At 58.1% G+C, this 12,382-nt stretch carries 13 protein-coding genes; 9 read left to right on the top strand and 4 right to left on the bottom strand.

All coding sequences use genetic code 11. The features are described from left to right. The first annotated feature begins 394 nt into the window (after window positions 1–394). The 7 genes from M3P21_RS08090 to M3P21_RS08060 all read left to right on the top strand — a co-directional run bounded on the left by M3P21_RS08090 (window position 395) and on the right by M3P21_RS08060 (window position 7,752). Window positions 395–844, top strand: coding sequence for a CopD family protein (locus tag M3P21_RS08090; protein WP_249708692.1), 450 nt, complete (start codon window positions 395–397; stop codon window positions 842–844). A 121-nt stretch (window positions 845–965) separates the two neighbouring features. After that, a complete protein-coding gene (gene rho, locus M3P21_RS08085) occupies window positions 966–2,237 on the top strand; it encodes a transcription termination factor Rho (RefSeq protein ID WP_249708689.1) in 1,272 nt (423 codons plus the stop codon). Between the two features lie 31 nt (window positions 2,238–2,268). After that, a complete protein-coding gene (gene mnmE / locus M3P21_RS08080) occupies window positions 2,269–3,555 on the top strand; it encodes a tRNA uridine-5-carboxymethylaminomethyl(34) synthesis GTPase MnmE (RefSeq protein WP_249708687.1) in 1,287 nt (428 codons plus the stop codon). Window positions 3,556–3,567: 12 nt separating this feature from the next. Further along, complete coding sequence (gene mnmG / locus M3P21_RS08075) at window positions 3,568–5,436, top strand: tRNA uridine-5-carboxymethylaminomethyl(34) synthesis enzyme MnmG (protein ID WP_249708685.1); 1,869 nt, start codon at window positions 3,568–3,570, stop codon at window positions 5,434–5,436. Further along, window positions 5,433–6,053, top strand: a complete 621-nt coding sequence (rsmG, locus tag M3P21_RS08070) for a 16S rRNA (guanine(527)-N(7))-methyltransferase RsmG (protein ID WP_249708683.1) — start codon at window positions 5,433–5,435, stop codon at window positions 6,051–6,053. The genes mnmG and rsmG overlap by 4 nt, the downstream gene beginning before the upstream one ends. Next, on the top strand, window positions 6,046–6,849 hold the full coding sequence (locus M3P21_RS08065) for a ParA family protein (RefSeq protein WP_249708676.1): 804 nt from the start codon (window positions 6,046–6,048) through the stop codon (window positions 6,847–6,849). The genes rsmG and M3P21_RS08065 overlap by 8 nt, the downstream gene beginning before the upstream one ends. Window positions 6,850–6,861: 12 nt before the next feature. After that, window positions 6,862–7,752: a ParB/RepB/Spo0J family partition protein gene (locus tag M3P21_RS08060; protein WP_249708673.1), complete on the top strand. Its 891-nt coding sequence runs from the start codon at window positions 6,862–6,864 to the stop codon at window positions 7,750–7,752. Here M3P21_RS08060 and M3P21_RS08055 read toward each other — a convergent pair. The 4 genes from M3P21_RS08055 to rph are packed head-to-tail and all read right to left on the bottom strand — an operon-like array spanning window position 7,742 to window position 10,572. Beyond that, the gene (locus tag M3P21_RS08055; protein WP_249708670.1) at window positions 7,742–8,095 is read right to left on the bottom strand and encodes a YbaN family protein; all 354 of its coding nucleotides are present in this window, start codon (window positions 8,093–8,095) and stop codon (window positions 7,742–7,744) included. The two genes, M3P21_RS08060 and M3P21_RS08055, sit on opposite strands and share 11 nt — an antisense overlap. 5 nt (window positions 8,096–8,100) lie before the next feature. After that, on the bottom strand, window positions 8,101–9,258 hold the full coding sequence (gene hemW / locus M3P21_RS08050; protein ID WP_249708668.1) for a radical SAM family heme chaperone HemW: 1,158 nt from the start codon (window positions 9,256–9,258) through the stop codon (window positions 8,101–8,103). Next, window positions 9,248–9,862, bottom strand: a complete 615-nt coding sequence (gene rdgB, locus M3P21_RS08045; protein ID WP_249708666.1) for an RdgB/HAM1 family non-canonical purine NTP pyrophosphatase — start codon at window positions 9,860–9,862, stop codon at window positions 9,248–9,250. The genes hemW and rdgB overlap by 11 nt, the downstream gene beginning before the upstream one ends. After that, window positions 9,859–10,572 carry a ribonuclease PH gene (gene rph, locus M3P21_RS08040; RefSeq protein ID WP_249708664.1) on the bottom strand — a complete coding sequence of 238 codons (714 nt, stop codon included), beginning with the start codon at window positions 10,570–10,572 and terminating at the stop codon, window positions 9,859–9,861. The genes rdgB and rph overlap by 4 nt, the downstream gene beginning before the upstream one ends. A 114-nt stretch (window positions 10,573–10,686) precedes the next feature. Here rph and hrcA point away from each other — a divergent pair, with 114 nt between their 5' ends. Both hrcA and M3P21_RS08030 read left to right on the top strand, forming a co-directional pair. Next, window positions 10,687–11,751, top strand: coding sequence for a heat-inducible transcriptional repressor HrcA (gene hrcA / locus M3P21_RS08035; RefSeq protein ID WP_249708661.1), 1,065 nt, complete (start codon window positions 10,687–10,689; stop codon window positions 11,749–11,751). Between the two features lie 10 nt (window positions 11,752–11,761). Beyond that, the gene (locus M3P21_RS08030) at window positions 11,762–12,325 is read left to right on the top strand and encodes a nucleotide exchange factor GrpE (protein ID WP_249708659.1); all 564 of its coding nucleotides are present in this window, start codon (window positions 11,762–11,764) and stop codon (window positions 12,323–12,325) included. Window positions 12,326–12,382: the final 57 nt, after the last annotated feature.

Here is a 12,382-nt window from a genome sequence, read left to right as displayed (position 1 = left end):
CCCCGTGAGAAACTGTGTGGTTCGGCGTGAACCCTTTGCATGATTTTCCGCAAAAGGCGCAAGAGCGTTGAAACAAGCGATTGCATCCCGAAAACAATCGACACCTATCCCAACGGGACAAGGATAAGTCGCAACCCGTGGTCAAACCCGATCTTCCCAAGTTATGTCGGATTTATCCACATGTCACAAGTCTATTCCATTCCGTAAACAATTGATTATTAATGTTTTAATCTGCTCTCAACAGGTTCGCTCCACCCCCCTCGAAACTTTTCCCTATTGGGGATAAGCAAGGGCAGAACTCGATAATCCACCGAAATCCTTGCCCCAACAAAACCATCATCCTTTTTCTTTTCTTTCTTTTTTATTAGGGAGGGTCCGAGCAAGGCGGGACAACATGACCGATTTTCTTTTCATTCTCTATCCGTGGATCAAGTCGCTGCACATCATGGCCGTGATCTCCTGGATGGCGGGTTTGTTTTATCTGCCCAGACTGTATGTCTATCACGTCGAAAACGCCGGCTCGGTCGAGGGTGCGTCAGCGATCTTCGAGACAATGGAACTGAAGCTGCTGCAGGTGATCATGCGCCCGGCAATGATTGTCAGCTGGGTCTGTGGTCTGATCCTGGTGATGACACCGGGTATCGTCGACTGGGGTTATGTCTGGCCCTGGACCAAGGGCGCTTCGGTGATTGCGATGACATGGTTTCACCATTGGCTGGCGCTCAGACGCAAGGACTTTCTGGCCGGGCGCAACAGTCTGACCGGACGGCAATTTCGCATGATGAACGAGGTTCCGACGATTCTGATGGTGATCATCGTTGTCTCGGTGGTGGTAAAGTTCTGACGGGCATTTGACTCCACCCTCTGCGCCGCCTATGTAAGCCGGGTCTGCCCGTCCGGGTGGAATGTTTTCCAAGTCCATGAATGTCTGTGCCGCCTTTGTCGCGGCCAAGGGTCCTATCACCATGACAACCGAATCCCTCAATCTTGCCGATCTCAAAGCCAAGAGCCCCAAAGACCTACTGGCGATGGCCGAAGAGCTGGAGATCGAAAACGCCTCGACCATGCGCAAGGGCGAGATGATGTTCCAGATCCTGCGCGAACGTGCGGACGAGGGATGGGCCATTGGCGGCGATGGCGTCCTTGAGGTGCTGCAGGACGGTTTCGGCTTTCTACGGTCGCCTGAGGCGAACTACCTGCCGGGTCCGGATGACATCTATGTCTCGCCCGACATGATCCGCCAGTTCAGCCTGCGCACCGGTGATACCATCGAAGGTCAGATCAAGGCCCCGAACGACACCGAACGCTATTTTGCCCTGACCAATGTCACCAAGATCAATTTTGAAGATCCCGAAAAGGCGAAGCACAAGATCGCCTTTGACAACCTGACACCGCTCTATCCCGATGAGCGCCTGAAGATGGAGGTCGAGGACCCCACCATCAAGGACAAATCAGCCCGGGTGATCGATCTGGTCTCGCCGATTGGTAAGGGCCAGCGATCGCTGATCGTGGCACCGCCGCGGACCGGTAAAACAGTGATCCTGCAAAACATCGCCAATTCGATCGAAAAGAACCACCCCGAGTGCTACCTGATCGTCCTGCTGATCGATGAACGCCCCGAAGAGGTCACCGACATGCAGCGTTCGGTCAAGGGCGAGGTCGTGTCCTCGACCTTTGACGAACCGGCAACCCGGCACGTGGCAGTGTCGGAAATGGTGATCGAAAAAGCCAAGCGTTTGGTCGAACACAAACGAGATGTTGTGATTCTTTTGGACTCGATCACAAGACTTGGTAGAGCTTTCAATACCGTGGTGCCTTCCTCGGGAAAGGTCCTGACCGGTGGTGTCGATGCCAACGCGTTGCAGCGTCCCAAGCGGTTCTTCGGCGCGGCGCGGAACATCGAAGAGGGCGGATCGCTGACCATCATCGCCACCGCGCTGATCGATACCGGCAGCCGGATGGATGAGGTGATCTTTGAAGAATTCAAGGGCACCGGTAACTCGGAAATCGTTCTGGATCGCAAGATCGCCGACAAGCGCGTCTTCCCGGCCATCGACATCCTCAAGTCTGGCACAAGGAAAGAGGATCTGTTGGTCGACAAGGGCGATCTGGCCAAGACCTTTGTTCTGCGCCGGATTCTCAACCCGATGGGCACCACCGATGCCATCGAGTTCCTGTTGTCCAAGCTGAAACAGACCAAGACCAATTCCGAATTCTTCGATTCGATGAACACCTGATCCTGTTCGTGACCATCGCGGGGCTATCGGTATGGACACCATCTTTGCGCTGGCCAGCGCGCAAGGCAAAGCTGGCGTTGCTGTAATCCGTCTGTCTGGGCCCTCGGCCCGGATGGTGGCCGAGCAGATGTGTGGCGCAGACTTGCCCGCGCGCGGCATGCGGTTTCATGCGCTAAAGGATCTGTCCGGCGCGTTTCTGGACGACGCGCTTGTTCTGAGTTTCCAGGCCCCCGCCAGTTTCAGCGGCGAAGATGTGGTGGAATTTCAGACCCACGGTAGCCCGGCAACCATCACCGCCCTGCTGCGCTGCCTGTCTGAACATGAGGCGCTGCGGCTGGCGGAACCCGGCGAATTCACGCGCCGCGCGATGGAAAATGGCAAGCTCGATCTGGCTCAGGTCGAAGGGCTGGCGGACCTGATCGACGCAGAAACTGAAGCGCAGCGCAAACAGGCGCAGGCAATTCTGGCGGGCGATCTCGGCAAGCTGGCCGAATCCTGGCGTCGCGATCTGATCCGGGCGGCCTCACTTCTGGAAGCGGTGATTGATTTCGCCGATGAAGAAGTACCCGTCGATGTGACGCCCGAAGTGCGCGCGTTGCTCGGCAAGGTCACTGCAGATCTGGAGCGCGAGGCCGATAGCGTCAAGATCGCTGAACGTATCCGCACCGGTTTTGAGGTCGCAATTGTTGGCCCTCCCAATGTGGGAAAATCAACCTTGCTCAATACTTTGGCCGGGCGTGAGGCGGCGATTACCTCGGAATTTGCGGGGACGACCCGCGACATTATCGAAGTCCGCATGGATCTGTCAGGCTTGCCAGTTACGCTGCTTGATACAGCGGGATTGCGCGACACCGAGGATTACGTCGAAGGCATCGGTATCCAGCGCGCCAAAGACCGGGCAGAAGGCGCGGACCTGCGCGTCTTTCTGAGCGAGACGCCGACCGACCTGCAAATCGCTGCCCAGCAAGATGATATTCATGTGCGCCCCAAAGGAGACTTGCGCGGTGATCGGGTCGGTTCGGTCTCCGGTCTGACCGGGGAGGGGGTCACGCAGCTGGTCGAGCAGGTTTCCGAAAGATTGCTCAACCGCGCGAGCAGTCGCGGCATCGCGACACGCGAACGCCACCGAGTGGCGATGATCACAGCACTGGCCGCGCTGTCGAATGTGTCTTTGATCCTCGACTCCGGCCCGGATCAGTATGATATAGCTGCCGAAGAGCTGCGCACAGCGATCCGTGCGCTCGAGTCGTTGGTGGGTCGTGTGGATGTCGAGAACTTGCTGGACGAGATCTTTGCGAGTTTTTGCGTGGGAAAATAAGGAGTGTTTCACGTGAAACATTCAGAATTTGATGTCGCCGTAATCGGGGCAGGGCATGCAGGCTGCGAAGCGGCCCATGCCGCCGCGCGTCTTGGCGTACGCGTGGCGCTGATCACTCTCAAGCGTACAGATATTGGCGTGATGTCCTGCAATCCGGCAATTGGTGGGTTGGGCAAGGGGCATCTTGTACGCGAGATCGACGCGCTTGATGGGGTCATGGGTCGTGTCGCGGATTATGCCGGCATCCAGTTCCGCCTGCTCAATCGCCGAAAAGGGCCAGCGGTGCAGGGGCCACGCGCCCAGGCAGATCGCGCCCGGTATCGGTCAGGCATGCTTTTCGAAACAGAGAACCAGCAGGGGCTTACGATAGTCGAGGGCGAAGCCGTTGATTTTCTGATGAAAGGGGCAGGGATTGCGGGTGTTCTTCTTGGTGATGGGTCCGAAATTCGCTCGCGCACTGTCATTCTGACCTCAGGCACATTCCTACGTGGAGTTGTCCATATCGGCGATGTCAGCCATCCAGGCGGGCGTATGGGTGATAAACCGTCGGTCAAACTTGCCGAGCGGCTGGACTCGTTCGAACTGCCACTTGGGCGCCTGAAAACCGGAACACCGCCGCGACTTGATGGACGCAGCATCGGCTGGAGCGACCTGCAAATGCAGCCGGGCGATGACGACCCGGTCCTGTTTTCATTCCTTTCAGGGGCCCCGCCGGCGCGGCAGATTTCCTGCGGGATCACCCATACCAATTCGCGAACTCATCAAATTATCGCCGACAATCTGGAACGTTCCGCAATGTATGGTGGCCATATTGATGGGGTGGGTCCCAGGTATTGCCCATCCATCGAGGACAAGATCGTCCGGTTTGCAGAGAAGGGATCGCATCAGATCTTCCTTGAACCGGAGGGCCTCAATGATCACACCATTTATCCCAACGGGATTTCGACGTCACTCCCCCAGGATGTGCAGGAAGATTATGTCCATTCGATCAAGGGACTTGAGAAGGCCGTCATTTTACAGCCCGGTTACGCCATCGAGTATGACTACGTGGACCCACGTTCACTGTCGAGCCGGTTGTCTTTGGACGCGGTGCCGGGTCTTTATCTTGCGGGTCAGATCAACGGCACAACCGGATATGAAGAGGCAGCGGCGCAAGGACTGGTTGCCGGGTTGAACGCGGCGCTTCAGGTCAAGGGTGCGGAACCGCTGCATTTTGGCCGATCAAACAGCTATATCGGTGTGATGATTGATGATTTGACCACGCGAGGCGTCACCGAGCCCTATCGAATGTTCACGTCACGCGCAGAATTCCGGCTGTCACTCCGCGCCGATAACGCCGACCAGCGATTGACGAATATGGGTATGGAAATTGGCTGTGTGGGTGAGCCGCGCCGTATTCGGTTTCTTGAGAAGATGGCGCAAATAGACGAAGCAAAATCGCTTCTCACTAAATGTACATATACGCCCAAGCAACTGCAGGACGCAGGGATATCCGTGAAGCAGGATGGAAACCGCCGGGACGGAATGGCGGTGCTGGCATTTCCAGATGTGGACTTCAAAGACCTTTTGCCCTTGGTAGACGGCTTGACGGCCGTGCAGGAGCCGATACGGCGGCAGGTGGAGTGCGACGCGCTATATGCAAACTATATCGCCAGGCAACAGAAAGACGTTGATGCGTTGAAGCGAGACGAGAACCACCTCATTCCTTTGGGGTTTGTTTTTTCAGATCTGGAAGGGTTATCCAACGAGCTTAAGCAAAAACTCGCCACGGCGCGGCCCGAGAACTTGGCTCAGGCTGCACGGGTCGAAGGGGTGACGCCTGCAGCCCTGGCATTGATCCTGGCGCATCTCCGCCGTTTGGGTCGGGCGCGTAGTGCATGAAGGATGCTGCACGCGCCCTGAGCGGCTTCGATGTTTCACGTGAAACAATCGAACGGCTAACCATTTTCGCGGAACTGGTAAAAAAATGGAACCCGCGGATCAATTTGGTGTCAAGAAACAGCCTTGAAACTCTTTGGGACCGGCATTTCGTGGATTCCCTGCAGGTTCTTCAATGCGCTGATCTTGGCAATCACTGGGTGGATATTGGCAGCGGCGGAGGGTTTCCCGGCTTGGTCACGGCAATTGCTGCAATGGACAACCACGCTGATCACCGCTTTACTTTGATCGAAAGCGATCAGCGGAAATGCGCGTTCTTGCGAACGGTTGTTCGTGAGACCGGATGCAATGTCAAAGTTCTGACCGAACGGATCGAGTCAGTGGATCCGCAGCAGGCAGATATTCTTTCAGCGCGTGCACTAACTGATCTGGACGTTCTTTTTTCTTTTTGCGACAGGCACTTGAAGCCCAATGGTCTGGCCTTGTTCCCGAAGGGCGTCAGTTGGAAAAAAGAAGTGGATAACGCAGCGAAGCAATGGAATTTCACCGCGGATGCGATTACTAGTTTAACCGAACCCAACGCGGTTATACTGAAAATCCGAGGAATTGCGCGTGTCTGATCTGTCCCGCCCTGACGGCCCCCGTATCATCGCGGTTGCAAATCAAAAGGGCGGTGTGGGCAAAACCACGACTGCGATCAACCTGGCGGCGGGCCTGGTCGAGCAGGGTTTGCGCGTTCTGGTGATCGACCTCGATCCGCAGGGCAACGCCTCGACCGGTCTTGGCATCGAGGAACGGTCTGGAACCACCTATGAGCTTTTGATTGATGAGGCGCCGCTGGCCTCGGTTATTCGAAAGACTGACATCGAAGGTCTGTCGATTGTGCCCGCCACGGTCGACCTCAGCTCTGCAGATATCGAGATGATGTCTAATGAAAAGCGTAGTTTTCTGTTGCATGATGCGCTGCGGCAGACAGCGATGGACGCGTTTGGATGGGATTATATCCTGATCGACTGTCCACCTTCGCTGAGCCTGCTGACCGTGAACGCGATGGTCGCGGCGCATTCGGTACTGGTGCCGCTGCAAAGCGAATTCTTCGCGCTGGAAGGTCTGTCGCAGTTGATGCTGACAATCCGAGAAGTCAGACAGACGGCAAATCCAGACCTTCGAATCGAAGGTGTTGTGTTGACCATGTATGACAAACGCAACAACTTGTCTCAGCAGGTCGAACAGGATGCGCGGAACAATTTGGGTGCGCTTGTGTTTGACACCAAGATTCCGCGCAATGTACGACTGAGTGAGGCACCTTCATTCGCGCTGCCGGTGATGAATTACGATACGAATTCGCAAGGTGCGGCGGCGTATCGGGCCCTGGCCGAAGAATTGTTGCGCAAACACAACAAAGTCGCCGCATAACGGCGGGGAGGAATGAGCATGACAACGTCGAAACCACGCGGACTTGGTCGCGGACTTTCTGCGCTGATGGCGGATGTGACGCCTGAGCCGCCAACTGCGGTATCCTCGCCACGCCGGTCGGATATGAATGTCCCGATCGAAAAGCTGCGCGCAAACCCAGACCAGCCTCGGCGCAGCTTTTCGCAGGAAAATCTGGATGAGCTTGCGGCTTCGATCCGGGAAAAGGGAATCCTGCAACCGCTGATCGTGCGCGCGCGGGATGAAGGTTACGAGATCGTTGCAGGTGAACGTCGGTGGCGCGCTGCACAGATGGCGCAGCTGCACGAGGTTCCGGTTCTTGTCCGTGACCTGGACGATACCGAAGTTCTTGAAATCGCGATTATCGAGAATATTCAGCGGGCTGACCTGAACGCGGTGGAAGAGGCGGCGGGCTATCGTCAGTTGATGGACAAATTCGGTCATACCCAGGAAAAACTGGCCGAAGCGCTGGGTAAAAGCCGCAGCCATATCGCGAACTTGCTCAGGCTGCTGTCATTGCCCGCCGATGTTCAGGCCCATGTGATCGACGGCAAGTTGTCGGCGGGTCACGCGCGGGCGTTGATTACGTCGGAAAACCCGTCTGAGCTGGCGAAGCAAGTGGTGCGGGACGGTTTGTCGGTTCGGGCGACCGAAGCGCTGGTCAAGAAGCAGCAACAGGGTGAGGCCGGGGACAAACCGGATCGGCCGCGCCCTTCGGCGCCGACAAAAGATGCGGATACGCGTGCCTTGGAGCGGGACCTGTCGGCGATCCTGGCGATGAAAGTCGCGATCAATCATAAGCCAGGGGCGGAATCAGGGCAGGTTGTTCTGACCTACGAAAACCTCGACCAGTTGGATGATCTTTGCGCCAAGCTCAGCCGCTAGGGCGGCTCCAGATGAAGATCAAAACACAGCTCAGCACCACCGCCTGGATCATCAGGACATAGGTGGGCGCGCCAAAAAAGAGAGACAGCAGGAATACGGCGGCTACCGACAGGGTGGCCGCCTTTTTTGCGCCGGGCCGGATCGCGCCGGAACTGTGCCAATCGTCAATCATCGGGCCAAACAGACGATGACTCAGCAGCCAGTCATGCAGGCGGCTTGAAGATCGGGCAAAGAAAAACGCTGCGAGCAGCAGGAACGGGACGGTTGGTAGCAGCGGCAAGACGACGCCGATGACAGCAAGGCCAACACATATCAGACCCAGTGTTGCCCAGAGATACTGCATCCGGATCAGCCCACCATCAATTCGCGCAGGATGGCGTTCAGGACCGGGCGTCCGGTCGTTGTCGCCCGCAGCATTGCACCGTCCTGTTCCACCATGCCCAGATCTACAAGCTGCGACAGCTTGTGTGAGTTGATCGGGGACCCCGAAAATTTGGTGTATCTTTCGATATCTAGACCTTGAGACAGGCGCATACTCATCATCATGTATTCCTCTGCCTGTTCAGTAGTGGAAAGCGGTGTCCGAAGCGCATCGCCAGAGCCGGAATTCACCGCTTTCACCCATTCGCCCGGCATACGGAAGGTTTCGGTGGCGTATCTCTGACCGTTTATTGTCAGCCGCCCATGGGCGCCGGGGCCGATCCCCAGATAATCACCATAGCGCCAATAGATCTGATTGTGCCGCGATTCCGATCCCGGCCGTGCGTGGTTCGAAACCTCATAGGCGGGCAGGCCGTGGCTCGCGCAGATCTCTTGCGTGGACAGATACATGTCGGCGGCGGTTTCGTCCTCGGGCAGCCCGCGCAACTTGCCACGGGCATACCGATCACCAAAGGCGGTGCCGTCTTCGATCGTGAGTTGATAAAGCGAGAGATGATCCACCGCCATGGACAGTGCTTCGGTCAGTTCGGCGGTCCAATCGGAGAGCGTTTGATCTTGCCGGGCGTAGATCAGGTCAAAGCTGACCCGGTCAAAACAAGATCGCGCGATGTCAAAGGCGGCGCGCGCTTCGGCGACCGAGTGGATACGGCCCAAACGGCGCAGGTCATTGTCGTTAAGCGCTTGAATTCCCATTGAAATACGGTTGACCCCGGCATCGCGATAGCCAGAGAAGCGCCCTGCCTCGACCGAGCCGGGATTGGCCTCGAGCGTGATCTCCAGATCGTTGGAAACAGGCCAGTGTTTGCGCGCGGCCTCAATCACGGCGGCAACGGTTTCGGGCTCCATCAACGACGGCGTGCCGCCACCGAAAAAGATCGTGTTCAGAACCCGCCCCGACAGATCCGGCGCATTGCGGTCCAGCTCGCTCAGGTAGGCCGCGACCCAAATCTTCTGGTCGATTTGCGACGATACATGGCTGTTGAAATCGCAATAGGGGCATTTGGCCTGACAGAACGGCCAATGCACATAGAGGCCAAAGCCACCCTGTTGCCAGTCATCCGTCAAAACAGCCCGCTACGAATTTGGCAACCGCATCGGCGCGGTGGCTGATCTTGTTCTTTTCCCAACGGTCCATTTCCCCGAATGTCTGGTCATAGCCCTGCGGCACAAACATGGGGTCATATCCGAACCCGTCAATACCGCGCAGCGGCCAGACCAGATGGCCGGGGGCGATGCCCTCGAACACTTCGTCGTGACCGTCGGGCCAGGCCAGCACCAGCGTGCAGCGGAATTGGGCATGGCGGGGGTGGGGGGCGTTTTGTGCCTCAAGCTCGGTATGGGCGCGGGTCATCGCCATCATGAAATCGCGGCCCGCGTCGGTTTCTGCCCAATCGGCGGTATAGACACCGGGCGCGCCATTCAGCGCGTCGATGGTGATGCCGGAATCGTCCGAGAGCGCGGGCAGCCCGGTGGCCTGCGCCGCGGCATGGGCCTTGATCCGGGCGTTGCCGACAAAGGTGTCCTCGGTCTCTTCGGGTTCCGGCAGATCCATTTCACCGGCGCCGATGATCGTGACCCCAAAGGGCGAGAGGAGATGTGCCATCTCTTCCAGCTTGCCTTTGTTGTGGGTCGCGACCAGTAGCCGATCGCCGGTGAACTTGCGGGTCATGCGGTGGCTGCCTTTTGCGCGGCGGCCAATTCGCCGACGCCTTTCTCGGCCAGATCCATCAGCTGGTTCATCTGGTCGCGGCTGAAGACCGAGCCTTCGGCGGACATCTGCACCTCGATCAGCTTGCCCGACCCGGTCATGATGAAGTTGCCATCAACGCCTGCTTCGCTGTCTTCGGGGTAATCCAGATCCAGTACCGGTTGGCCCGCATAGATGCCGCAGGACACGGCCGAGACCGGGTCGACCAGAGGGTCCGAGATCACGTCGCCGGTCTTCATCAGCTTGTTGACCGCCAGACGCAGTGCCACCCAGCCACCGGTGATCGAGGCGCAGCGGGTGCCGCCATCGGCCTGGATCACGTCACAATCGACGGTGATCTGGCGTTCGCCCAATGCCACCCGGTCCACCCCGGCGCGCAGGGCGCGACCGATCAGGCGCTGGATTTCCACGGTCCGGCCGCCTTGTTTGCCCGATGCAGCCTCACGCCGCATGCGGGTGTTGGTTGACCGGGGCAGCATGCCGTATTCGGCGGTGACCCAGCCCAGGCCTGACCCTTTGATGAAGGGCGGCACGCGATCCTCTATGGTGGCGGTGCACAGCACATGGGTGTCGCCCATGCGGATCAGGCAAGAGCCTTCGGCATGTTTGGTCACGCCGGTTTCAATTGAAACGGCGCGCATTTCGTCGAGTGTTCGTCCAGAGGGTCGCATGGAAAATCCTTATCCTGTCCGGGTTCGGGATACCGTCCGAGGCACGCGGAACGCAACCCCGATTGACCTTTGCAGTACATGGGTTTTAATGGCCGCCCGACCGAGGATGCGCGTATGAGTGATGCGACGAAACTGCTCGAAGACATGAACGAACGCTCGCGCGAAGTGTTCCGTATGATTGTTGAATCCTATCTCGATAGTGGCGAACCGGTGGGAAGCCGGACCCTGACCCGCACCCTGAACGAAAAGGTCAGCGCTGCAACCGTGCGCAATGTGATGCAGGATCTGGAGTATCTGGGCCTGCTCGACAGCCCCCATGTCAGCGCCGGACGGGTGCCGACGCAGATGGGTCTGCGGATGTTTGTCGATGGTCTGCTTGAGGTTGGTGAGATGGAGGATGCCGACCGGACGCGCATCGATTCCACGTTGGGCAATGAACATTCCGATGTCAGTGGCATGCTCGACCGGATCGGCTCGGCGCTGTCGGGGGTCACGCAGGGGGCCTCGCTGGTGCTGACGCCGAAACATGAGTCCGAGATCCGCCATATCGAGTTTGTCTCGCTGGCCCATGACCGGGCGCTGGTGGTTTTGGTGTTCTCGGACGGGCAGGTGGAAAACCGCCTGTTCACACCGCCGCCGGGCCAGACCCCCAGTTCGATGCGCGAGGCGGCGAATTTTCTGAACACGCTGATCGAGGGGCGCACAATCGGCGCGGTGCGGCGCGATATCCAGACCCAGATTGCCGCGCGTCGCCAGGAGATCGATTCGCTGGCGCGCGAGATGGTGGAAAGCGGATTGGCGGCCTGGGACAGCAAGGATACCGATTCCGCGCGGCTGATCGTGCGGGGTCGGGCGAATCTGTTGGGCGAGGCCGATCAGGCCGAAGAGCTGGAGCGGATCAGAACCCTGTTTGACGACCTTGAGCGCAAGCGTGACATTGCGGATTTTCTGGAACTGACCGAAGAAGGTGAGGGTGTGCGCATTTTTATTGGCTCAGAGAACAAACTTTTCTCACTTTCGGGTTCCTCTCTGGTGGTGTCTCCATATATGAACGCTGATCGAAAGATCATCGGTGCGGTGGGGGTGATTGGCCCGACGCGCCTGAACTACGGACGGATCGTGCCGATTGTGAATTATACGGCACAACTGGTCGGGAAATTGATCTCCGACCGGAGCTAGAGGTGAAAAGATGGCAGAGCCCAAAAACGAAGATTTTCTGGACGATATTGCTGAGGTCGAGGCCGAGGAACTTGCCGAAGAGCTGAGCGAGATCAGCAGCGAAGAGGCCGAGCTGGACGCGCTGCGCGCCGAGCGGGACCAGTACAAGGACCGATTCATGCGTGCGCTGGCCGATGCCGAGAATGCGCGCAAACGCGGCGACAAGGCGCGGCGCGATGCCGAGCAATACGGCGGCTCGAAGCTGGCCCGCGACATGCTGCCGGTCTATGACAACATGAAACGCGCCCTGGAAGCGGCGACCGACGAACAGCGTGAAGTGTCCGCAGCCCTTATCGAAGGGGTCGAACTGACCATGCGGGCGTTGCTGGATGTGTTTTCCAAGCACGGCATCCGGGTCGTCTCGCCCGAGGTGGGCGATCGGTTCGACCCGCAGATGCACGAAGCCATGTTTGAAGCCCCGCTGCCAGGCACCCGCGCAGGCGATATCATTCAGGTGTCGGCCGAAGGGTTCATGCTGCATGACCGCTTGTTGCGCCCGGCACAGGTTGGCGTGTCGTCGATGCCAGCGGGTTGATTGGCTTCAAAGAAGCCAAGCCTCCGGCGGAGGTATTTTTGAACAGAAGAAGGGGCG

This window comes from Ruegeria spongiae (assembly GCF_023502395.1).
Taxonomy (GTDB): domain Bacteria; phylum Pseudomonadota; class Alphaproteobacteria; order Rhodobacterales; family Rhodobacteraceae; genus Ruegeria_C; species Ruegeria_C spongiae.
This window is presented reverse-complemented; position numbering and strand designations above follow the sequence as displayed.

Excerpts from the sequence above, each read along its gene's own strand:
- M3P21_RS08090 (WP_249708692.1), top strand. The coding sequence starts at position 395 with ATGACCGATTTTCTTTTCATTCTCTATCCGTGGATCAAGTCGCTGCAC.
- rho (WP_249708689.1), top strand. The coding sequence starts at position 966 with ATGACAACCGAATCCCTCAATCTTGCCGATCTCAAAGCCAAGAGCCCC.
- mnmE (WP_249708687.1), top strand. The coding sequence starts at position 2,269 with ATGGACACCATCTTTGCGCTGGCCAGCGCGCAAGGCAAAGCTGGCGTT.
- rsmG (WP_249708683.1), top strand. The coding sequence starts at position 5,433 with ATGAAGGATGCTGCACGCGCCCTGAGCGGCTTCGATGTTTCACGTGAA.
- M3P21_RS08060 (WP_249708673.1), top strand. The coding sequence starts at position 6,862 with ATGAGCATGACAACGTCGAAACCACGCGGACTTGGTCGCGGACTTTCT.
- M3P21_RS08055 (WP_249708670.1), bottom strand. The coding sequence starts at position 8,095 with ATGCAGTATCTCTGGGCAACACTGGGTCTGATATGTGTTGGCCTTGCT.
- rdgB (WP_249708666.1), bottom strand. The coding sequence starts at position 9,862 with ATGACCCGCAAGTTCACCGGCGATCGGCTACTGGTCGCGACCCACAAC.
- rph (WP_249708664.1), bottom strand. The coding sequence starts at position 10,572 with ATGCGACCCTCTGGACGAACACTCGACGAAATGCGCGCCGTTTCAATT.
- hrcA (WP_249708661.1), top strand. The coding sequence starts at position 10,687 with ATGAGTGATGCGACGAAACTGCTCGAAGACATGAACGAACGCTCGCGC.
- M3P21_RS08030 (WP_249708659.1), top strand. The coding sequence starts at position 11,762 with ATGGCAGAGCCCAAAAACGAAGATTTTCTGGACGATATTGCTGAGGTC.